The sequence below is a fragment of the Listeria booriae genome (genome assembly GCF_000766865.1).
Lineage (GTDB): Bacteria > Bacillota > Bacilli > Lactobacillales > Listeriaceae > Listeria_A > Listeria_A booriae.
In genome coordinates this window covers 159,284-180,369 of the sequence record NZ_JNFA01000024.1, presented here as the reverse complement: position 1 = coordinate 180,369, position 21,086 = coordinate 159,284, and the positions used below count along the sequence as shown (strand labels likewise).

Below are 21,086 nucleotides of genomic sequence, written 5' to 3'. Positions count from 1 at the left end.
CTTTTATTTATTTCCCAGTTAAATCATGCATTTTGTCTGCCACAAACTCGACGTCTGCGCCAACGATGATTTGAACGTTTTCTTTGTTTAGTTTTACGACGCCTCGTGCGCCTGATTTTTTCAATTGGGCTTCGTTTAGCAGTTCGGAATCTTTGACTTGTAAACGTAAGCGCGTTGTACAGTTGTCCACTTTAACAAGGTTGTCTGGACCGCCCAGGCCTGCTAAATAGCCGACTGCCATCACTTCGTACTTATCGCGTTTTTCGCCACCAACTGGGAAATCTGCTTCCGATGAGCCTAATGCTGCGGCTGCTTCTTGTACGCCAACGTTGTCCATTTCTGCTGCCAACTCTAATTCTGACTCATCTTCACGACCTGGTGTTTTCAAGTTGAATTTTTTGATGATGAAGTAGAATAGGAAGAAGTACACGACCGCGAACACGAGCCCAATTGGGACGAGCATCCACGCCTTTGTCCCCTTCGTAAAGTTGAGCGCAAAGTCAATGAAACCGGCACTAAAGGTAAATCCGAGCTTAATGCCGAGCAAGTTCGTAATGTACATCGATACACCTGTTAATACGGCATGAATACCGTACAAGAACGGCGCGATGAACATAAATGTAAACTCGATTGGTTCTGTAATACCTGTTAAAAAGGCTGTGAAGGCAAGGGAGAACATCATCCCACCGACTTCTTTTCGTTTGTTCTTTTTAGCGGCAAGCGTCATTGCAAGCGCTGCACCTGGAAGGGCGAACATCATGATTGGGAAAAAACCAACTTGGAACGTTCCAGCTGTTGGATCGCCCGCGAAGAAACGGTTAATATCCCCTGTCGCAGTAACACCAGTCACTGGATTTGTGTAGTCGCCATAGGCAAACCATAAATACGAGTTCAATACGTGATGCAAACCAGTTGGAATCAAGCCACGGTTTAGTAAGCCAAACACACCAGCACCAAACGCGCCCGCACTTGTAATCCAGCCGTTCAATAAGTCTAACCAATCTTGAATCGTTGGCCAGCACCAGCCGAAGATGGCTACAAGCAACAAGGCCGCAACTGCATTCACAATAATCGCTAAATGCTTCCCATCAAAAAACGTTTGATTTCCGAAAGGCTTTTTGTCATACAGTTTGTTATATAAAATAGGCGCGCATAAACCAGCGATGAAACCAGCGAATACACCCATTGCGATGCTATCGTTAACACCGATAACCCCGAAGTTCAAAATAAAGTAAACAAGTGCCCCATTCAGACCAGCAGCCCCACTATTATCTTTAGAAAGACCGATAGAAATACCAATTGCAAAAAGTAATGCTAGAAAATCAAATAACGCAGCTCCACCAGCATGAATAAAAGGTACATTGAAAACATCGTCCGCCCCAAGACGGTTTAACAGTCCCGCTGCCGGTAATACGGCGATCGGTAACATCAGGGCTTTCCCAACTTTTTGTAGTCCACCTAACATTTTTTCTCCTCCATTCTATTCTATATCTTTAGAATATTGCCGCAACGAATGCCCCAATAAAGAGTGCTACGACAGCAGTAATAATCGGAACGAAACGCCGTCCTCCGAAAAATGCCAACCATTCTGGCAAACGAATATTATAAAACCGGTTATAAAGAAGTCCAGCAGTAATCCCCATATAAATACCGCTTAAAAAGTTAAAGTTCGCAGACATTGTCGTTGGATTAAACGCCCCGTCTTTCGGATAGTTCAGTGAAACAATAACCGCTCCGTATACTAACCAACCGACTGCACCAGCAAGCGCTGCGGCTCCACTTTGGTCTTTTGACATTCCGATTGCAATCCCGATTGAAACGACAAGTGGGAACATCAAGATAAGGCCATTATAAATAGAATCCATTGCCTTCAAACCGCTTAGTTGTGCTATCCAAAAAATACCGATAATAATTAATGCAACAACTGGATACACTGCACCAACGGCAAATCTTTTTAAAACATCCATTCCTATTCCTCCTAAAAATTATTTTTCCCAAAAACTTTGCAAACGCTCAACATGTAGCGCTATATATCCTAATTCCGCATCTGGCAACACTTTGTTATAGTCCTCCCGTAACAAATCAGCTACTTTTCTTGCGGTATTAAAACTAAATTCAAACTTGCTTTTAATCATGTTTAACATTTCTACATCCATCGTATGCAGCTCCCGTTGATCGACACGATTCAAAACAAAACGTAGATGTGTAATCAAGCGTTGGTAGGCAATATCGTGTTCGGATAAATCGATTTGCAATTCGTCCGTAATGACTTGCACCATGCTTGAGATAATCGTTGCTTGACGCACCGTTTCGTGAATATCGCTTGCCCCCATTTTTGCAGTGTGAATATGTAAGGCGATATACGCGGCTTCGTCGATTGGAATGTCCATTTGAAAGCGTTCTTTAATAAGTGCGACTGCCCATAAACCGATTTTGAATTCCGTATCGTAGAGCACTTTGATCTCGCTTAACAGCTTATTTTTAAGAATGATGCCTTCTTTTAGACGCTCAATGGAAAAAGCGATGTGATCCGTCAGCGCAATATGAATATGTTCGCTTAGTTTACTTCCTAATGTGGCTTCGGCGTACGAGATAATCTCCTCCGAAACGACAAAGTATTCCTCGCTAATATGTTGTAATAACTGCTGAAAACGTTCATTTTCTTCTGCCATGATGAACATTTTTTCGATTTTGTTCACGTTGACAATATCATTTCTTTTTTTCTGAAAAGCAATACCGGCGCCAATCGCGATTTTTTCTTGGTCTCCGTCCATGACAACCACTGCATTATTATTCAATATTTTGCTTATTTTCATGCACCCAGACCTCCCCTTCACGATTGGCTTGGTGGGAACAACAAGGCTCCCACCGAAGCGATATTATTTTGTTTTAGATTCGAAAACGACTGTTTCGCCGGCTACGACGTCTGTTACGTTTTTCCAATCAAAGTCGAATTTATTTTCCATGCTATTTGTTACGACAACTGGAATGACCGTGCTACTTGCATTTTTTTCGATGAAATCGATGTCTGCTTCTACAACTGGTTGACCCGCTGTTACTTTGTCGCCAAGTTTTACAAGCACATTGAATCCTTCGCCTTTAAGTGCGACTGTTTCTAAACCGATGTGTACTAGAATTTCTTGGCCTAGCTCGGTTCTGATGCCAAATGCGTGTTTTGTTTCGGCAACTTGAATAATTTCTCCAGCTGCTGGTGCGACGATTGTGCCGTTCGTTGGCTTCACGGCAATACCTTCACCCATCATTTTTTGGCTAAAAACAGGATCTGGAACTTCTTCTAATTTCACAAATTGTCCTGTTGCCGGTGCGAATACGGCTTCTTCTTTGTCTTTTTTAAACATCTTCTTAAACATATTGCATTCCTCCTTATAAAAATACATCTCTTTCATTGTACATTAAACACCAAAAAAGGCACAGAGAAAACCCTAGTGAACGTAAACTGTATCACCGAAGTCTCTCCATGCCTGTTCGAATCAGTAACATGAATAACGATATGTAGTTTCTTTACATTGCCTATCTTAACGCGTGGCTCACAAAATTGCAACCCTTTTTTCTGCAAAAGTGAAAAAATGTTAGATTCGATTCATTTCGCTATGTATCCTCGTATTCTAGACAGTTGCTTTGTTTTTTTGTTAGAATAGATTATAAATGCTTGAAGATAGATAAGGAAGTGACATAGTTGGACCGTTTAACGCAGTGGTTTTCCCAGATTGATTGGGACAAATTTTGGCTAGATATGATTTCAAAAGGTGTAAAAATCTTGATTTTGTTAATTTTATATTTTGTATTGTCGTGGATTGGACGCAAACTAATTCGTGGTTTTTTCCGCCGATATCGGACGCAGCAGATGGTGTCAGAGAATCGGGCGAATACGTTAGAAAGCTTGATTTTAAATTTATTTGGTTACATCATGTTTTTCACGTTTGCGATTTTGATTTTGCAGAATTTTATTAATGTGACTGCGATTATTGCTGGGGCTGGGGTTGCCAGTTTAGCGATTGCGTTCGGTGCGCAAGGCTTAGTCAGCGACGTTGTGACCGGATTCTTTATTTTGCTGGAAAGACAGCTCGATGTTGGGGATAGCATTACGCTTGAGCAAGTGAATGGGAATGTGGAAGCGCTAGGATTGCGGACAACCCAAGTTCGGGATTTTGACGGCACGTTGCATTTTATTCCAAACCGGCAAATTATGATTGTTAGTAATCATTCGCGTGGCAATATGCGTTTTTTGGTGGATGTACGAATTGCGCCGACTGCTGATGCGGAAAAGGCGATGGACATCATTAAACATGCTTGCGAACAAGAAAAAGCAACGAATAAAAACATCGTGGACGGGCCAACTGTACTTGGTGTGCAGGAAGTGAGTGCCACAAATACCGTGATTCGCGTCATGGGGAAAGCCGTGAACGGGGAACAATTTGAAGTGCAGCGCAATCTTTTGAAAGACATCCGCGAAGAATTAGTTGCCAATCAGATTGAGTTGCCGCTTTCTTACTTAGCTCCTTTAGAACCAGGAAAATAATAAATAGCGCAAAACTGCTTTTTGTACTGCGGTTTTGCGCTATTTTTATGACCCTTTATTCATATATACTACTTTCGTCAACAATGCTACGCTTGGCAATGCCACTCATTATGTGTTAGAATGAATTTAAATTCAAACATTGGGAGGACTTAGTATGCTAACAAAGACTCACACAAATATCGGTAAAGGAATCGCTATTTTGCTTGTTATCTTTGGTCATATTTTGCTGGAACTTTTTCATGTCCATACTTTCATTCAATCCATCGGTGTTTTTCTTTTTCTTATTTTGTCAGGGTACGGAATCACGGCCAGCGTAAATAGTAACCCAGAAAATAAAAAGTGGTTTGCTAGACTTAAACGTATGAAGAAAATAATGGTTCCATACTGGCTAGTCACCATTTGTAAAATCATTGCATTAATGTTGCTCGGTGTCTTATCCGTTTCAGTTGCAGTAATCGCCGAAGCGCTCTTTTTCGATATGAATAAGACGATTGACGCGACAATGTGGTTTATTTTATATATTATTGTTTGGTATATTACTGGCTCCATCATTTTCTCTGTTGCAAAAAATAAAATGCAAGCCATAATCTTGTTCTTCTTGGTTGCCAGTATATTCATAGTATTTGTTGACTTACCTAATTGGGCTTTTTACGCATTTGGATTACCAATCGGGGTTCTATGGAATAGTTATGAACATGTTTTCCTTAGAATTATTCAGAAAATTTCAGGTTGGTTATACTTGGCGCTATTCTTAGCCTTGGCCACAGCAAGTACAAGCATAGTTCACTCATTTAAAACCGCGATGCCTACTACATTACTTGCAGCATTACTGATACTTTGTTTTGTTTATAAAGTTGTGGCACATAACTCTATTTTAGAATACCTCGGAAAAAACTCTTATGAATTATACCTAATAGAGGGATTCTGGCTCTATTCTACAGGTTTTATTTACGATAGATATTCTGAGTTCATAAATCTATTTTTATACTTAGGTCTATTGACTGGATCTTATTTGCTTTGGGTAGTTGCTCGTAAATTCCTGCTACAGAGTAAAACGATACAAGATCTCTGGACTACATAATCCACGTTCTATTATTGCATATTTAAAAGTGGCTCCAGTCATTGTTTCTTTTCTGGCGAGCCATTTTTTCTTAGAATCCAATAAGACCTAAAGAGAGCTAACAAGAAAAAGGCACCAGCTATAGCTACAAAAATATTTACATGTACGAATGAAAGCCAAAATAAGGTCATGAGACAGCCTAATATGAAGGCAATAATTACCCTTGAGAAATGAAGAAATCGAATTTTAGCCGCCGTTTCTTTTGTCTTCCTAAAATCATAGAGACTAGAAGCCATGCCCTTCAAGTTTCCTGTGGTAAATAAGTTCGTATACGGCAATCCGTTTATTTTATCAAAGGATTCCCACTGAATAGCCGAAACGAAAGAAATAAGTATCACGATGAGGGCGGGATGGCGCTGTAGAGCGGGCAAACAAAAAGCTAGAAATAAAAATACTTGCCCATATAATAAGTACAAACGCCAATGGAGCGAAGGATTCTTTTTTAGAAAGTAGTCCCTTATCCACATAGCTAAAAGAATACCTAGAAAGAAAAAAAGAAGAGAAAGAATTTTCTTCCCGGCGCTGTCCCATTGTTGATGATACAGCTGACTGAGGGCAAGAATCAGATTTCCCGTTTGAGCAGTAGCAAATGCTTGGTAGTTGATGTATGTAGCTGTATTGATCATGCCACTGATAAATGTAAGCGATAAACCTACAGATGGATGTTCATGAGAAGGCATATACATCATCCTTTATATCAATTTAAATGGTGAGTCTGGAACATAATCCAAATAAATCGGCGACAAGCGCTCGATTTGTGTAGAGCAAAACTTTTCATCTTCCCAAAGTAAATGGCTCGGCGGTTTTGTCCAAATCTCTTTTATAATGAGAAGTAAAATCACGAAAATATATTACATACTTTCGAGATAACCTGTTAAAACTTCAACCGCAAATGGAATTGCGTTTTCATCTGGATTTAGTTTGGCATGATGCAGACTATATTCTGAGTCTACGCCAAGCCAGAACATAAAGCCTGGGATTTTTTCAAGGAAGTATCCGAAATCTTCGCCCGTCATGGCTTCTTTGCAAGCAATATAACTTTGTGGATAGTTTTTTTGTAAGTAGTCGATGAATTGTTCGGTTTGTGCTGTGTCGTTGTCTACTTGCATGTAATCGGATCCTGGAATGAAGTTAACTTCGCATTGATACGCTTCTTCCCAGCCTTTTGCGAGCTGTTTTAGACGTGTCCAGACAATGTCCATCGTCTCTATGGAAAGTGTGCGAATCGTGCCGTCTAGATAGGCTTCTTCGGCAATGACGTTCTGCACTTCCCCGCCGCGAATTTGGCCAATCGTAATAACTGCAGAATCAAGCGGATCGATATTCCGACTAATAATCGTCTGCATTTGACCGACAAAAGCACTCGCCGCTACCACCATGTCATTCGCTAAATGAGGATATGCCGCGTGTCCGCCCTTGCCTTTAAACGAAATGAACAGTTCCGACGTATTCGCAAAAAGCAAACCTGGTTTCACTGCGATTTCTCCGGCCTTGTATTCTGGCGCAATGTGTAGCCCCAACATCACATCTGGCCACCACGCTTTAAACTCAGCGCTTTCCATAATTGGCTTCGCGCCGCCCGGACCTTCTTCTGCTGGCTGAAAAACAATCAGTAAATTATCACGGAGCGGTTGACTCGCAAAATGTGTCAACAAACCAAGCGCAATACTCATATGGCAATCATGACCACACGCGTGCATTTTTCCAGGATGTGTACTTGCAAAAGGTAAGCCCGTCTCTTCTGTGATTGGTAACGCATCGATATCCGTCCGGTACCCTATCGTTTTCGTCGGAGCACTCCCAGCTATCCGAACCAAAATCCCCGTACGCCACGTCTTCACTTCCAAGTTCTTTTGCGGTAATTTCGCTATGTAATCTAGTAAAAATTGCTGCGTCTTCACTTCCTCATAACCGGTCTCAGGTATTAAATGAAGCTCTCGTCGCAATTGTATAAATGGATTGATTTCTGTCATACTTATCTCCTCCTAAAAAAGCGCCCATCCCTAGCAAAAAAGCCTGGAACAAACGCCGATTCATACATTCTTATAGTTCGCGAAGTTCTTGCATAATTTCTGTTTTTGATTGTGTTTTCGCGTCAATTTTCTTGATTTCTTTTGCCGGAATTCCAGCTACAACAGTGTATGGTGCCACGTCTTTTGTCACAATCGCACCTGCCGCCACGACAGCACCTTTTCCAACGCGTACGCCTTCTAAAACAACAACGTTTGCGCCAATAACAACCTCGTCTTCAATAATAACTGGTTGCGCGGATGGTGGCTCAACAACGCCAGCTAACACAGAACCTGCGCCTACGTGACAGTTCTTACCGACAGTTGCACGACCGCCAAGGACAACGTTCATGTCAATCATCGTACCCTCACCAATGACAGAACCAATATTGATACTTGCGCCCATCATGATTACCGCATTATCGCCAATTTCAACTTGGTCGCGAATTACCGCACCAGGCTCGATACGCGCATTAATATTTTTCATATCTAATAACGGAATCGCGGAATTACGACGATCATTTTCCACCACGAAATCCTCAAATTTATCTTTATTCGCCTCAAGCAGTTCACTAACAACCGCCCATTCGCCGAAAATAGTTCCAACTTCACCAGTAATAAATGTTTTTACGTCTTCAGGAAAAGCAATGTTCGCTAAATCGCCCTTCACATAAACCTTCACGGGTGTTGCCTTCTTGCTATTTTGAATAAACGCAATAATTTGGTGTGCATCCATTTGTTCCATCAATAAAAAACCCCTTTCAAATATGTGTCTACCTCTAATAGTGCCATAGCTAGTTATGACTTTCAAGATATTTATCTACAATTTCCAAAAACGCCTTCACTTGAGGCAACGCGAGCGACTGTTCATAGCCAATCAACGACGTATCACGGCTCAAAACTTCTCCTGTCTTATCTACGAGTGGAATTTTGTGAATATCATCTGAGGCACCAATTAAAGTCACCTCTGGCAAAATCGCAAAACCAATACCGTTAAAAGCCATTTGGCGGCATGTCTCAATCTGATCCATTACCATCGCTTGACGCGGCATTTTCCCGTAGTTTCGCTGCCAGTAATCTTGAATGACTTGGTAATAATTCGAGTCGCTTTGAAACTGGATAAACGGGCGCTCCGAATCTAAGACATCTTCTAATCGGTCAATTTCTTTATCAACTAAGAAAAGCTTGTCTTGGAATAACGGTTTGTGGACACTTTTCCACGCAACGTTTCCGCGGACAATACCGACATGCGCCGAACCATCAACAAGCGCCTGATGAATTTCGCTACTCCATCCAGTCACAACGGAAATATTGACGTCTGGATACGCTTTAATAAATTGCTTTAACACGCGAGGCAACCACATTTGTGCGACGATACTGGCACAGGCAATTTTTAAAGTACCGCGAACAACACCGTCTTGCGCCTCTAATCGCTCTTGAATTTGCCGCTCTCGCTCAATCACACGCTCGGCATGCTGAACGATAGCTTCTCCTTCTGGCGTTAATAGTAAACCTTTTTGCGTACGTAAAAAAATCTTGGTTTCCCATCTGCTTTCAATGGTTTGTAAACGTTGTGAGAGCGCGGGCTGCGATAAGAATAACTTCTCGGCACTTTTTCGCATATTAAGTTCTGCCGCTAAGCATACTAACAATTCATATTCGGTGACAATCACTTGGCTCTCTCCTATCTATTCATGAATATAGCGTTGTACTTGTTTTAAAATCACATGACGCGTAATAATACCTTCAAAAATACCAGCCTCGTCTACTACGCAAATAAATGGGTTGTCTACGAGCAATTTCACTATTTTTTCAACATCGGTGGCATTGGTTAACACCGGCATTTTTGTTTGCATCACGTCTTCTACTTTCAGTTGATCTAGACGTTCGTATTCAATTCGTTCCAAGCCAAGGATGGCATCGGTTATCATCGCTGAGCTGATAAGTCCATGTAATTTGAATTCGAAATCTAAAACAGGGATAACAGAATAGCCGCATTTAGTAAGAACTAATAACGCGTGCTCCAAGTTGTTCCCCATCTGTACATGGGCGACTTTCTCGGCTGATATCATATAACTATCTAACTTATCACTTAAAAAATTTCCTAATTTACTAGAGATCACTTCAATCTCCCTCTTCTCTATGCGTATTGGTGGTTTGAAAATAAAGCCAGCGCAGTCACTGAAAACCTGTGTATTTGGTTGTTCATTTCAAGTCCTTTGTATGTTTAACCTTAAATTGAAGCGGTTAAACCTGTCTGTGTTTATTTTACCATAAAGGGGAGGGATTCTAAAGGGAATGGGTTGGGGACTTAGCTTTGGCTTGGGGGTCTTATGAAGCGTATTTTGCTGAATTAGAGTCTCAATATGCAGTTGAACATAGTGAAACTGCCTTCCTTATACAGCTCTTCGGAAACTTCACGCCCTCCGAAAAAGTCAAAAGAGGACTGGTTCTCTTTTGGAATTTGATTAGGCACAAAATTGGGTGGGTTTGGAGACTTAGCTTTGGCTTGGCGGGCTTTCTTGGTTGGGTTATCGTGTTTGCTAGGAATGCTTGTGGGGAGGCTTAGCTTTGTTTCGCGATCCAGCCTCAAGAGCCAACCCTTCGGAGCTTTCACAGCCTCCATAAAAATCAAAAGAGGATTTTTACTGCGCCCGCTCCAAGCTCTTTCAGGGTTAAACGGGCTCTTTCGGCTTTTCAAACAAAAAGATTACCAAAAGCAACAGAGTTTGTCGTCTTTGGTAATCTTTCCGTTTTATTTTGCTTTGGAGACTGGTTTTGTTTCGTATTAGTCGTTTACTGCAAGATGTCGTAGATTTCTAGTGTTGTCATGTCGATATCGTCAAATTGATATTTGTTGTTATCGCCATAGATTTCAATTTCATATGAGTTGGAAGCATGGAAATACCGTACTTCGCACAACGGTTCACCGTCTTTTTCGAATCGACGCGATTGCGTTTCGGATGATTCGTCCTCCTGCATTGCTTGTAAACGTTGAATAATTCCCAATAACTGAGACATTGTACATTCTCCTCTCTATTCAACCATGGATTGTCATTTGTTTAAAACCGTACTAACAGATTTTATCGCATATCGTACCTATTTAGCAAGTGTTCTGTTGAATTTATAATAAACAAATAATTTACTCCTCATTATTACTGCTTTCCTCCAATCTGTCGCCTTGAAACCTAATATGCGCGGAAAGCATAAAAAAACTGCAAATCGGGCTCAAAAAACCTAATTTACAGCGTTATTTATTATTCTAAAACGATTAACCTTGTTTTTTGTTCACATTCGAATCCAGCATCATTTTCACAGAACGCATAATTGTTTTCTGACGATGGAACCCTTTGACACACACTGTTTGCTCGTTTAGCGTCGTGTATACTTCTCCCCAAGAACCTACTGGATTAAAGCCATATACGTGCAATTTCAACATCCCGTCTTTTGTCGGGAAATAAAATGATTCTACTTTGCCGGTTTTATTCAATTTCCATCAAGCTCCTTCCAAAAACAAATCAGCTTTCCCTTCTAACTGAAAATGATTATCATTATTGATAGTATACTCGAAAATTTTAAAGAATACAAGTACCTATGTAAAAAAATTGTCCGATAATTCTAGAAATGTTGTATTATTGACGGAAATAGCTAAAATCGCCGACACATTTATGAATTTTTTTAGTTTTTTTCGCTATTCCCCTTTTTTCAAGCGCGGTTTTCCGTTATAATTAGTTATAACTGGAAAGGAGGTTCACAATGTCTGACTCAAGCAAGAAAATTGCTGAAGCCATCTTTATTGTCAATCGTCATAGCAAAGCCGCCACTGATCCGCGTTACTTGTATCGTTTGAAGAAAGCTGCGATCGAGAAACTCATTCAAGAAGGCCAAGCGAAAAAGCTAGGATTACAATATTCTAATAATCCAAAAAAATCGTATCAACATTCTAATCTATTAATTGATTGCCACGGCTTCTTATTTCACCTGCCGCCCCAAAAACAAGATATGAAAGATTTGCCACATTTGGGTACTATGCAACCCGTGAAAGCAACGACGCAAGTACGAATGTCGCTTTCCCATGCCAAATCTACCTTAGAGAACTACACCGGCGTCAAGCCTGACCCTCTAAAAAAATCTGCATTTTATGAGAATGCCTCCCCCTATTTCCGCTAAAAAATGCTATGATAGAACTAGCCTTATGTTGGAAAGGAAGTTGTATCATGCAAAAACATGTAAGACAATCCGTTCAGGAAATTGAAATTAGTGGTATTCGCAAATTTAATAATCGTGTTGCAGGCATTCCCGATATGATTCGGTTAACGCTTGGTGAGCCTGATTTTCCGACTCCCGATCACGTTAAAAATGCAGCGATTGAAGCCATTCATCATGATTTTACGAACTACACACCGAACGCTGGGACACAAGAACTCTTACAAGCAGCCTCTCATTATTTCTACGATAAATATGACCTCACTTACAGCCCGAAAGAAATTATCGTTACTGTTGGCGCTACAGAAGCAATTAGCGTTGCCATACAGACGATTTTGGAAGCCGGAGATGAAGTTCTACTACCTGATCCGATTTACCCTGGATACGAGCCGATTATTCATTTAATGGGCGCCGTTTCTGTCAAAATCGATACTACGGAGACCGCGTTTAAGCTAACCGCAGAACAATTGCGCGCAGCGATTACGCCAAAGACCAAAGCACTCATTTTGCCTTATCCATCTAATCCGACTGGCGTGACACTAACTGCCGAGGAATTAGCGGAAATCGCAGAAGTTGTGCGGGAAACAGGTATTTTAGTTATTGCTGACGAAATTTATAGTGAGTTAACGTTTTTTGGGACACACACCTCGATTGCCACAATGATTCGCGAGCAAACCATTGTTATCAACGGGTTATCTAAGTCACACGCAATGATTGGTTGGCGAATTGGCTTCTTAATGGCTCCAGAAGCACTAATAAGCCAGATGATAAAAGTCCACCAGTACGCCGTTACATGCGCGTCCTCGATTTCACAAAAAGCAGCCGAAGAAGCGTTGCGAAACGGAAAAGACGACGCGGTGCAAATGCGTACGGAATACAATACTCGTGCTGGTTTCGTACATGAACGCCTTGTCAAAATGGGTTTTTCGATTATTGAACCTGATGGCGCGTTTTACTTTTTTGCGAAGCTACCTGACAGTGTGTCGGAGAATTCTTTTGACTGGGCAATCGCACTCGCCGAAGAAGCCAAAGTCGCAGTTGTTCCAGGCGATGCTTTCTCCGAAAAAGGAGATCGGTATTTCCGCCTATCGTTCGCAGCATCCTTTAGCCAACTGGCCGAGGCGATGGATCGGATGACATCTTTCATGAATAAATACGCGTAAATAAAAGCTGTGCTTGGCGCCTAAGACGTCTCGCACAGCTTTTTTGCTATTTTTCATAATGTTTAATTAGTGCCTGTGTCCCATTTTCCGCAAAACCAGCATCAGCTAATTGTTGATACATCTGCTCTGCAAGCGCCAAACCCGGAAGCTCCAAGTTCATCTGTTTTGCCTCATCCAACGCAATTCGCATATCTTTAATGAAATGCTTAATGAAGAACCCAGGTGCAAAATCGTCTTGTAACACGCGCGGAATCAAGTTGGATAAAGACCAGCTTCCTGCCGCACCGCCAGATATTGAAGCCAGCACTTTTTCAGGATCTAATCCCGCTTTTTTCGCGTAGCAAAGCGCTTCTGTTACGCCAATCATGTTGGATGCAATCGCGATTTGATTGACCATTTTAGTATGCTGTCCTGCCCCTGCTGCGCCTTGTAGAATAACGCTTTGCCCCATCGCATTTAGCACAGGCTCGGCAGCTTCAAACGCTTCGTGTTCACCACCAACCATGATTGTTAGCGTTCCATTTTTAGCACCGATATCTCCGCCAGAAACAGGAGCATCCAGCACCGCAATGTTCAGCGCCTTGCCCTCTTCGGCGATTTGTTTCGCAAGATTCGGAGAAGAAGTCGTCATATCAATAGCAATAGTTCCCGAACGAAGCGTAGTCAACAGCCCGTCCTCCGCCAAGTAAAGCTCCTCCACATCAGTCGGATATCCAACCATCGTGATAAGCACATCGACCTGAGGCGCCAATTCCTGCGGTGTCTCATGCCAGATTGCCCCCTCTTGAATCACGCTTTCCCCCTTACTTTTCGTCCGCGTATAAATATGTACCTCAAACCCCGCCGCCATCAAATTCCGCACCATACTAGCGCCCATAACCCCAACACCAATAAATCCAATTTTCTTCATCGCAAAAACTCCTCCTTCTATACAGATCGCTTCTAAACAAAGTGTACATCTGGGGGAGTAAAAATGCAAATGGAGTTGGTTATGGATTGTTGATTGATAATTGATTCTATAAAAAATGGATAGAAACACTGCTTCTGTGGGCAATCTAGTCTGGATTCATATTACTTAGATAAAAACCATCTTTCAAACTCCGCCCATGCCACATCTGTTTGATTTACATTTCATAATTACTTAAATAAAAACTAATCCGAAGCTAGGCACTCAAGCAACATTTGAAAAATTTACATTTCACATTGCTTAGATAAAAACGGCGTATACGGAATCTCGGGGGAATCGCCAAAACTTATTTACATTTCACATTACTTAGATAAAAACTAAAATTGCACTTGAAAGCAAGACCGGCGAAGCAATATTTACATTTCACATTACTTAGATAAAAACTTTTCGACTTGAATTGACGGCTTTTTGTAATGACGATTTACATTTCACATTACTTAGATAAAAACGCGATAGGTACCGCATGTGGAACGATTGTAATTGATTTACATTTCACATTACTTAGATAAAAACGGTTATTCAAAATGTATTTAGGAATCAATCCAGAAACATTTACATTTCACATTACTTAGATAAAAACAAGTACACATTTACACTTGTGTACTTTATTTTCTTAATTTACATTTCACATTACTTAGATAAAAACTCGTTTCTAACGTTAGCTGAATTACAATCTTTCGATATTTACATTTCACATTACTTAGATAAAAACGTATGGCATCGCCTTCAGCATCATACAGCAACTCCAATTTACATTTCACATTACTTAGATAAAAACTTTGCAATGATGCTAAATGACAATATGCGTAGAAATTTACATTTCACATTACTTAGATAAAAACTAAGATGCAAGTGTTAGGAGTTGTCCAATGATTGGATTTACATTTCACATTACTTAGATAAAAACTTTTTTCGGGATGGTTCCCGTCTTCTTGATAGCCATTTACATTTCACATTACTTAGATAAAAACAGGTACCTCATCAACGCCTACTCCCATCATACCTCAAACACCCAAATCTGTCGACCGACAACCAAATCCTAAATTCCCGCTCTCAAACCTTACAACCCAACCTCCAAAAATAGCCTCAAATCTAGTCACACCAACGCTTAACAAAAATCTGTCGATGCCCCCTAATTTCCACACTACCGACGGTCGACAGATTTTTAGAATTTTCATCCCATCTTTCCCCCACAAAGAAAAACCCGAGGAAAATCCTCGGGCCTTCCAAACAACGAAATTATTCCGCTGTATATTTATTAACTAACGCTACAACTTCTTCTTCTGTAGCTTGTTGTAGTGCTTCGTCCGCTAGTTTCGCCATTTCTGTGCGATCTAGGCGTTTGATTAATGAACGTGATTTTAGAATGCTTGATGCGCTCATAGAGAACTCATCTAGACCCATTCCTAACAACAATGGTACAGCTGTTTGATCGCCGGCCATTTCGCCACACATACCAGCCCATTTGCCTTCTTTATGCGCTGCGTCGATTACCATCTTCACAAGGCGTAGAATAGAAGGGTTGTATGGTTGGTACAAGTAAGAAACTTGTTCGTTCATACGGTCTGCTGCCATTGTGTATTGAATCAAGTCATTTGTTCCAATACTGAAGAAATCTACTTCCTTCGCAAATTGATCCGCTAGAATCGCTGCTGCTGGAATTTCAATCATGATACCAAGTTCGATAGTGTCAGATACTGCAACACCTTCGCTCGCTAAGTTCTTCTTCTCGTCTAACAAAATTGCTTTTGCTTGGCGGAATTCATTTACTGTCGCAATCATTGGGAACATGATTTTTAGATTACCGTGAACACTTGCGCGCAACAAAGCACGTAATTGCGTACGGAATAATTCTTCATTTGCAAAACATAGACGAATCGCACGGAAGCCTAAGAAAGGATTCATTTCATGCGGTAAGTCAAGGTAGGGCAATGTTTTGTCGCCACCGATATCAAGTGTACGAACAACAACTGCTTTTCCGTCCATGCCAGAAAGCACGGCTTTGTAAGCTTCATATTGTTCTTCTTCCGTTGGGAAATTCTCGCGGCCCATGTACAAGAATTCTGTACGGTAAAGTCCGACTGCTTCCCCACCGTTTGAAATAACACCTGTTAAATCTTCTGGCGTACCGATGTTCGCACCTAATTCCACGTGATGACCGTCTTTAGAAACAGTCGCTTCATTTTTTAGTTTGTCCCATTCTGCTTGTTGTGCGGCAAAATCAGATTTCACTTTTTCGTAATGAGCGATTTGTTCTGGCGTTGGGTCAATGATAACATTGCCTTCTAAGCCATCAACGATAATCATTTGGTTCTCCTTCGTATCATGTGTTACGTCACCAGTTCCAACTACTGCTGGGATTTCTAGTGAACGAGCCATGATTGCCGAGTGAGAAGTACGTCCGCCGATATCTGTTACGAAACCTTTAACGAATTGACGATTCAATTGTGCTGTATCAGAAGGCGTTAAGTCTTTTGCTACAACGACAACTTCTTCGTCGATAAGTGCCGGGTTTGGAATAGTAACGTTCAACAGATGCGATAATACACGTTTACGCACGTCGCGAATGTCCGCTGCACGCTCACGCATATATTCGTTATCCATTGATTCGAACATGCCGATAAACATATCCGTTGTTTCTTGTAATGCAGATTCTGCATTTACTTTATTGTTCGTAATGTTCTCAGAGATTGGTGAGATAAGTTCAGGATCATTTAGAACCAAAAGATGCGCATCGAAAATTTGAGCTTTATCTTCGCCCAAGCTTTCTTTCGCAATATCACGAATCTTTTCAAGCTCTGTGCCTGAAACAGCTACTGCATCCTGAAAACGTTTAACTTCAGCTTCTGTATCAGCAACTTCCGTTTTATCAAACGACAAATCTGGTTCCACTAATAAATAAGCTTTTGCGATAGCGATACCATCGGATGCTGCGATACCTTTTAATTCCTTAACCATTACTCAGCCAAGCCTTCTTTTTTAAGAACTTCTGTTAAGCCAACGATTGCGTCTTTCTCATCGCTACCTTCTGCATAAATAGTGATATCAGCACCTTTACCAATTCCTAGAGACATAACGCCCATGATTGATTTAAGGTTTACTTTCTTACCAGTGTACTCAATTTGTACATCAGAGCTGTATTTGCTTGCCGCTTGAACTAATAAAGTAGCCGGGCGGGCGTGAATACCTGTTTCATCGATTACTACAAAGCTTGCTTGTTCCATAATTACATTCTCCTTCGTATAAGAAATTTTATTGTGACTTTCCTCACTAAAAAAAAATTCAGCAAAAAAAGACTATCCCTCAATTAAAAAGATTACCATGTTTTCGCGACCGACACAACTATTTGACGCAAATTTTATGTCGAAAAAGGCCAATTTATTTAAAAACGGCATAAAAACAGTAAAACGCTTCCTATTTTCAGCCATTTTCAGGAATATTTACAAGGGCTTTCATTTGCATTATTGGTGTATTTCAGGCAAAATGGATACAAAGTTCTATCAGTTAGTAGATAGATTTAAATATGACGTTTCTAATGAATTAGGAGTGATAAACATGGCAAAAGCACAAGTTGGAGATATTATCGAATTTAAAGATGGCCTTACAGGTGTCGTTGAAAAGATAAATGAAAACTCTGTTATCGTAGACCTAACACTAATGGAAAATTTCAAAAGCCTTGCTTTAGAAGAAAAAACCGTAGTAAATCATAAGAACTATAAAGTCATTCATACTGCTAATGAAGAGAAATAAACCGGGGACAAACATGTGGACAGCAGAACTTTCAACGGTTTAGCTGTCCTTTTTTTACAGAGATTTACTTAAGGGGATGAACAACGATGTCTACGAGACAAAAAGTCATTGTGATCGGTGCAGGGCCGGGGGGACTTGCGGTTGCAATGCAACTTTCAGGACAAGGTTATGACGTACATATTTATGAAAAGGCTGCCAGTATCGGGGGACGTACTGCGCTTCTTAAACAAGATGGGTTCTCTTTTGATTTAGGGCCCACCGCTCTAAACATGCCGAATGTTATCACAACGCTATTTGCTGATTGCGGCCGTAATATTCGCGACTATGTAAACCTAATATCTTTAGATCCTTTATACAGCTTGCACATTGGCGATATTGTTTTTAATCCATCACACGATAGTGAAAAAACAAAACGCGAAATTGCACGCTTATTTCCTGGTGAAGAGGCTAACTATGATCGCTTTATGCACGATAATGCCAAAAAAATGGTCTACTTACTTCCCATTTGGCAGGAACCATTTACCTCGCTTTGGTCATTATTCAGTATGCGAACCCTCCGCGCCTTGCCTAGCTTAACATTAGGAAATCACCTCATCGACGAACTCTCCAAATATTTCGAGGATCGCAGGTTACGCCTCGCTTTTTCTTTTGAGACTAAGTTTTTAGGTATGTCGCCTTGGGAAACGCCGGGTGCTTTTTCGGTTATTCCTTTTGCAGAACATTATTTTGGTGTTTTTCATATTATTGGCGGGATTAATCAGTTGACGCACGCTATGAGTGAGATTGTACAAGAAAAAGGCGGCGAAATTCATCTAAATCAAGAAGTAACGCAGATTCATACGAAGCACAAAGAAATCACGTCCATCACATTAGCAAATGGCGACACCATCGAAGGCGACTATTTCTTCCTAAACGCCGACTACGCCTATACGATGAGCCATCTTTTCTCAGAATCCAAAGCCCCTATCAGCTTGCAAAAACTAGCACGCAAAAAATACTCCTGCTCTGGTTTTGCCATTTATCTCGGTTTGGATATAACACTTCCACTCAATGTACATACCGTCCTATTCCCCGACGATTTCCGAGTACACATGGACGAAATTATGCATAAGCAACGTATTCCTGACGACCTATCCATCCATATTTCCTATCCAACAGCAGTGGACCGCACGATGGCGCCAAGAGACATGTCTGCGCTTCGCATCCTCGTTCCTGTGCCTAATAACGAAAGCGATATTGACTGGGAGAAAGAAACACAAGCACTGCGCCGCAAGACTCTAGACACCATCGAACGCAAACTAAATATACCCGATTTAGAATCCCACATACTAACCGAGAAAATCATCACGCCCTACGACTGGGAAAACGATTATCACATCTATAAAGGCGCGATTTTCAACCTCACACACCAACTATCACAACTAGGCCCATTTCGTCCGAGCAAAACACCCGCCATCAAAAACATGCAAATCGTGGGCGGCGCAACACACCCAGCCAACAGCCTCCCGTTCATCCTAGAAAGCGCCAATATTGCCGTTCGAAAATTCAATAAAGAACATCATTAAACCATCAGAAAAAGCCGAGAACCCTATCAAAGATTCCCGGCTTTTTTCATGCAGTTATTTCCTTTTCATCAGGTCCTAAACTTAAATAATAACAAATCGTAAACAAGACATTTCCGCCTAATGTAATTAATAAAATATTGCCAAGCCCCATAAAATAACCAAGCACGAGGAAAAACGACAATACGATCCAATAAACGAGTACAAGTTCCGATTTTAGCGATGGATAATGCAATTTTCCCCACTGATCCGTCAAACTCAACATGAAATAAATCATCAGATGCAAAATCAAACCAAGTAACCACCAATTCGCCGCATCCGTCATCTGAATAATCGTCAATGTCGGACTTGCCGTCGCCAATTGCTTCACTTGCATTGCCACCGGTTCAATTAACATTTCAAAAACCATCACCATCGTAGCCGCAATCACAGCGTAAATCCCGCCGCGAATCCAGTCAATTTTGATTTTCAATGTAATTTCGCGGGCAACAACGTGCGTCGCGACAATCAGAACGAGCCAGATAAAGCCGAATGCCACCGGTATGCCGTTAATCACTAAACCGAAATTCGTCGTCACCGAACCGCCACCTGGCCCGCTATTCGTCAAACTCGTCTGCATCCACTCAATACTCGTACTGACCACAAAAATCAATATTGTAATCGCCGACCCAAGCCCTTTTCCGTACTGTAAAATCAGAAAGACCACGGCAAAAACGCCCGATACAATGAAGAATAAAGCGTGAACCACCGTCAACCGTGCCGGCAAAATATCCAACACAATAAAAATCACGGCTATAAAAAACAAGGCCATATACAGCCAAACAAAAAATCGAAATCGCTTTTCTACCATGCTATTACTCAACTCCTATCCCCTAATTATAAAGGATTTTCCTAAAACTACAATCAATTACCGTCCTATCTTCCGAAAAAATAGAGTTCTTTGTTGCTAAATCTGCTTAATTACATTAAAGTATTTATAGATGGTAATGGAGTAAAGAGGTGTAAATATTGAAAAGCAGCAAGATTGATTACCGCCTGTTCTTAGGACTTATTCTAGCAGCCGGGTTGATGTATGTGACATTCGAGTACAAAGCCGTCTTTTGGTACTTATATGGCGCATCCATGTTATTTCTTATTAGTTGGGTTATTTTAAACGATGAATTAAAAAAGCATTTTTCTTTCTTTAAAAATATTATTCCAGGTATTTTTAGTGGCATTATTTTGTATATCTTGTTTTACATAGGTGCACTTATTTTGAAATTTATTCCGGGAAATATGGACGCGCTTGTCGCGAAAGGTTATGCAAGATACGAACCAGATGTTTGGTATATTTGGCTTCTACTCATTGTGGCTATTATTCCAGGAGAAGAGATTTTCTGGCGCGGTTTTGTTTTGAAACGATTAGAAAACGATTTAGTTCCTTGGGTAGCCGTTATGATTATGGCGGTTCTAAACGGAGCTTTCATGTTATTTAGCGGTAACTTTATTATCGCACTCGCAGCAACACTTGCCTCTGTGTATTGGGGCTTTATCTACTTGAAACGACCAAGTTTATCACTTGTTATTGTCTCCCACTGGACGTTTAATCTACTACTACTATTACTTTTACCAATCTACTAGCCCCAGCGCGTCGACAAACGCCCATTGTTGGAACTGTTCGACGTATAGCGAGTTACAGTTCCAATATAAGCGTGAACGAAGTGAGGGGTTAATCCTTGCCTAGAAACTGGGCATTTGTCGACGCGCTGAGATTTGGAGGCACGGACAGG

General features: G+C 41.0%; 22 protein-coding genes and 1 CRISPR repeat array. Of the genes, 7 read left to right on the top strand and 15 right to left on the bottom strand.

Translation table 11 applies throughout. The features are described from left to right. Positions 1-7: 7 nt before the first annotated feature. The 4 genes from EP57_RS10540 to EP57_RS10525 form a co-directional block, all read right to left on the bottom strand. Entirely contained in the window at positions 8-1,465 is a 1,458-nt protein-coding gene (locus EP57_RS10540) for a PTS transporter subunit EIIC (RefSeq protein WP_036086558.1), read from the bottom strand. A 28-nt stretch (positions 1,466-1,493) separates the two neighbouring features. Beyond that, positions 1,494-1,967, bottom strand: coding sequence for a PTS transporter subunit EIIC (locus EP57_RS10535; protein ID WP_036086557.1), 474 nt, complete (start codon positions 1,965-1,967; stop codon positions 1,494-1,496). A gap of 18 nt (positions 1,968-1,985) precedes the next feature. After that, positions 1,986-2,816, bottom strand: a complete 831-nt coding sequence (locus tag EP57_RS10530; protein ID WP_036086555.1) for a PRD domain-containing protein — start codon at positions 2,814-2,816, stop codon at positions 1,986-1,988. Between the two features lie 63 nt (positions 2,817-2,879). Further along, a complete protein-coding gene (locus tag EP57_RS10525) occupies positions 2,880-3,371 on the bottom strand; it encodes a PTS sugar transporter subunit IIA (RefSeq protein ID WP_036086553.1) in 492 nt (163 codons plus the stop codon). A gap of 383 nt (positions 3,372-3,754) precedes the next feature. Here EP57_RS10525 and EP57_RS10520 point away from each other — a divergent pair, with 383 nt between their 5' ends. Both EP57_RS10520 and EP57_RS10515 read left to right on the top strand, forming a co-directional pair. Beyond that, positions 3,755-4,540, top strand: coding sequence for a mechanosensitive ion channel family protein (locus tag EP57_RS10520; RefSeq protein ID WP_260508363.1), 786 nt, complete (start codon positions 3,755-3,757; stop codon positions 4,538-4,540). Between the two features lie 154 nt (positions 4,541-4,694). After that, the gene (locus tag EP57_RS10515; protein ID WP_036086549.1) at positions 4,695-5,621 is read left to right on the top strand and encodes an acyltransferase family protein; all 927 of its coding nucleotides are present in this window, start codon (positions 4,695-4,697) and stop codon (positions 5,619-5,621) included. Positions 5,622-5,659: 38 nt separating this feature from the next. On the opposite strand, the gene EP57_RS10510 is transcribed toward EP57_RS10515, so the two are convergent. From EP57_RS10510 to EP57_RS10475, 7 genes are all read right to left on the bottom strand, one after another. After that, a complete protein-coding gene (locus tag EP57_RS10510; protein WP_206539135.1) occupies positions 5,660-6,340 on the bottom strand; it encodes a YoaK family protein in 681 nt (226 codons plus the stop codon). Positions 6,341-6,511: 171 nt separating this feature from the next. Next, positions 6,512-7,633, bottom strand: coding sequence for an N-acetyldiaminopimelate deacetylase (locus EP57_RS10505; protein WP_036086543.1), 1,122 nt, complete (start codon positions 7,631-7,633; stop codon positions 6,512-6,514). Between the two features lie 70 nt (positions 7,634-7,703). Beyond that, on the bottom strand, positions 7,704-8,414 hold the full coding sequence (gene dapD / locus EP57_RS10500; RefSeq protein WP_036086541.1) for a 2,3,4,5-tetrahydropyridine-2,6-dicarboxylate N-acetyltransferase: 711 nt from the start codon (positions 8,412-8,414) through the stop codon (positions 7,704-7,706). Between the two features lie 49 nt (positions 8,415-8,463). Next, entirely contained in the window at positions 8,464-9,342 is an 879-nt protein-coding gene (locus EP57_RS10495; RefSeq protein WP_036086538.1) for a LysR family transcriptional regulator, read from the bottom strand. Positions 9,343-9,357: 15 nt separating this feature from the next. After that, on the bottom strand, positions 9,358-9,792 hold the full coding sequence (gene cbpB / locus EP57_RS10490) for a cyclic-di-AMP-binding protein CbpB (protein ID WP_036086536.1): 435 nt from the start codon (positions 9,790-9,792) through the stop codon (positions 9,358-9,360). A gap of 673 nt (positions 9,793-10,465) precedes the next feature. Then, positions 10,466-10,690, bottom strand: a complete 225-nt coding sequence (locus EP57_RS10480; RefSeq protein WP_036086531.1) for a YkuJ family protein — start codon at positions 10,688-10,690, stop codon at positions 10,466-10,468. A gap of 250 nt (positions 10,691-10,940) precedes the next feature. Next, positions 10,941-11,159: a hypothetical protein gene (locus EP57_RS10475; protein WP_036086529.1), complete on the bottom strand. Its 219-nt coding sequence runs from the start codon at positions 11,157-11,159 to the stop codon at positions 10,941-10,943. A 266-nt stretch (positions 11,160-11,425) separates the two neighbouring features. On the opposite strand from EP57_RS10475, the gene EP57_RS10470 reads away from it, so the two are divergent. Next, on the top strand, positions 11,426-11,839 hold the full coding sequence (locus tag EP57_RS10470) for a YkyB family protein (RefSeq protein ID WP_036086527.1): 414 nt from the start codon (positions 11,426-11,428) through the stop codon (positions 11,837-11,839). 47 nt (positions 11,840-11,886) lie between these two features. Beyond that, entirely contained in the window at positions 11,887-13,038 is a 1,152-nt protein-coding gene (locus EP57_RS10465) for an aminotransferase class I/II-fold pyridoxal phosphate-dependent enzyme (RefSeq protein ID WP_036086524.1), read from the top strand. 46 nt (positions 13,039-13,084) lie between these two features. On the opposite strand, the gene EP57_RS10460 is transcribed toward EP57_RS10465, so the two are convergent. From EP57_RS10460 to EP57_RS10450, 3 genes are all read right to left on the bottom strand, one after another. Next, positions 13,085-13,948 (bottom strand): NAD(P)-dependent oxidoreductase, encoded by an 864-nt coding sequence (locus tag EP57_RS10460; RefSeq protein ID WP_036086521.1) that lies wholly within the window; start codon positions 13,946-13,948, stop codon positions 13,085-13,087. A 279-nt stretch (positions 13,949-14,227) separates the two neighbouring features. Then, positions 14,228-14,976: a CRISPR direct-repeat array (repeat unit 30 nt; unit sequence ATTTACATTTCACATTACTTAGATAAAAAC). Between the two features lie 268 nt (positions 14,977-15,244). Beyond that, complete coding sequence (gene ptsP, locus EP57_RS10455; RefSeq protein WP_036086518.1) at positions 15,245-16,963, bottom strand: phosphoenolpyruvate--protein phosphotransferase; 1,719 nt, start codon at positions 16,961-16,963, stop codon at positions 15,245-15,247. Next, entirely contained in the window at positions 16,963-17,229 is a 267-nt protein-coding gene (locus EP57_RS10450) for a phosphocarrier protein HPr (protein ID WP_036058844.1), read from the bottom strand. Before EP57_RS10450 ends, ptsP begins: the two co-directional genes overlap by 1 nt. Positions 17,230-17,488: 259 nt before the next feature. On the opposite strand from EP57_RS10450, the gene EP57_RS10445 reads away from it, so the two are divergent. Together EP57_RS10445 and EP57_RS10440 are read left to right on the top strand one after the other, a co-directional pair. Next, positions 17,489-17,755, top strand: coding sequence for a YkvS family protein (locus tag EP57_RS10445; protein ID WP_376701106.1), 267 nt, complete (start codon positions 17,489-17,491; stop codon positions 17,753-17,755). A gap of 86 nt (positions 17,756-17,841) precedes the next feature. After that, positions 17,842-19,320, top strand: coding sequence for a phytoene desaturase family protein (locus EP57_RS10440; RefSeq protein ID WP_036086516.1), 1,479 nt, complete (start codon positions 17,842-17,844; stop codon positions 19,318-19,320). A 46-nt stretch (positions 19,321-19,366) separates the two neighbouring features. On the opposite strand, the gene EP57_RS10435 is transcribed toward EP57_RS10440, so the two are convergent. Next, entirely contained in the window at positions 19,367-20,167 is an 801-nt protein-coding gene (locus EP57_RS10435) for a hypothetical protein (protein WP_036086515.1), read from the bottom strand. Positions 20,168-20,325: 158 nt separating this feature from the next. On the opposite strand from EP57_RS10435, the gene EP57_RS10430 reads away from it, so the two are divergent. Continuing rightward, a complete protein-coding gene (locus tag EP57_RS10430) occupies positions 20,326-20,937 on the top strand; it encodes a CPBP family intramembrane glutamic endopeptidase (RefSeq protein WP_036086513.1) in 612 nt (203 codons plus the stop codon). Positions 20,938-21,086: the final 149 nt, after the last annotated feature.

What these genes read in the sequence shown, in the direction of transcription:
- EP57_RS10540 (WP_036086558.1), bottom strand. Translation starts at nt 1,465, where the DNA reads ATGTTAGGTGGACTACAAAAAGTTGGGAAAGCCCTGATGTTACCGATC.
- EP57_RS10535 (WP_036086557.1), bottom strand. Translation starts at nt 1,967, where the DNA reads ATGGATGTTTTAAAAAGATTTGCCGTTGGTGCAGTGTATCCAGTTGTT.
- EP57_RS10530 (WP_036086555.1), bottom strand. Translation starts at nt 2,816, where the DNA reads ATGAAAATAAGCAAAATATTGAATAATAATGCAGTGGTTGTCATGGAC.
- EP57_RS10525 (WP_036086553.1), bottom strand. Translation starts at nt 3,371, where the DNA reads ATGTTTAAGAAGATGTTTAAAAAAGACAAAGAAGAAGCCGTATTCGCA.
- EP57_RS10520 (WP_260508363.1), top strand. Translation starts at nt 3,755, where the DNA reads ATGATTTCAAAAGGTGTAAAAATCTTGATTTTGTTAATTTTATATTTT.
- EP57_RS10515 (WP_036086549.1), top strand. Translation starts at nt 4,695, where the DNA reads ATGCTAACAAAGACTCACACAAATATCGGTAAAGGAATCGCTATTTTG.
- EP57_RS10510 (WP_206539135.1), bottom strand. Translation starts at nt 6,340, where the DNA reads ATGCCTTCTCATGAACATCCATCTGTAGGTTTATCGCTTACATTTATC.
- EP57_RS10505 (WP_036086543.1), bottom strand. Translation starts at nt 7,633, where the DNA reads ATGACAGAAATCAATCCATTTATACAATTGCGACGAGAGCTTCATTTA.
- dapD (WP_036086541.1), bottom strand. Translation starts at nt 8,414, where the DNA reads ATGGAACAAATGGATGCACACCAAATTATTGCGTTTATTCAAAATAGC.
- EP57_RS10480 (WP_036086531.1), bottom strand. Translation starts at nt 10,690, where the DNA reads ATGTCTCAGTTATTGGGAATTATTCAACGTTTACAAGCAATGCAGGAG.
- EP57_RS10470 (WP_036086527.1), top strand. Translation starts at nt 11,426, where the DNA reads ATGTCTGACTCAAGCAAGAAAATTGCTGAAGCCATCTTTATTGTCAAT.
- EP57_RS10465 (WP_036086524.1), top strand. Translation starts at nt 11,887, where the DNA reads ATGCAAAAACATGTAAGACAATCCGTTCAGGAAATTGAAATTAGTGGT.
- EP57_RS10460 (WP_036086521.1), bottom strand. Translation starts at nt 13,948, where the DNA reads ATGAAGAAAATTGGATTTATTGGTGTTGGGGTTATGGGCGCTAGTATG.
- ptsP (WP_036086518.1), bottom strand. Translation starts at nt 16,963, where the DNA reads ATGGTTAAGGAATTAAAAGGTATCGCAGCATCCGATGGTATCGCTATC.
- EP57_RS10450 (WP_036058844.1), bottom strand. Translation starts at nt 17,229, where the DNA reads ATGGAACAAGCAAGCTTTGTAGTAATCGATGAAACAGGTATTCACGCC.
- EP57_RS10445 (WP_376701106.1), top strand. Translation starts at nt 17,489, where the DNA reads ATGGATACAAAGTTCTATCAGTTAGTAGATAGATTTAAATATGACGTT.
- EP57_RS10440 (WP_036086516.1), top strand. Translation starts at nt 17,842, where the DNA reads ATGTCTACGAGACAAAAAGTCATTGTGATCGGTGCAGGGCCGGGGGGA.
- EP57_RS10435 (WP_036086515.1), bottom strand. Translation starts at nt 20,167, where the DNA reads ATGGTAGAAAAGCGATTTCGATTTTTTGTTTGGCTGTATATGGCCTTG.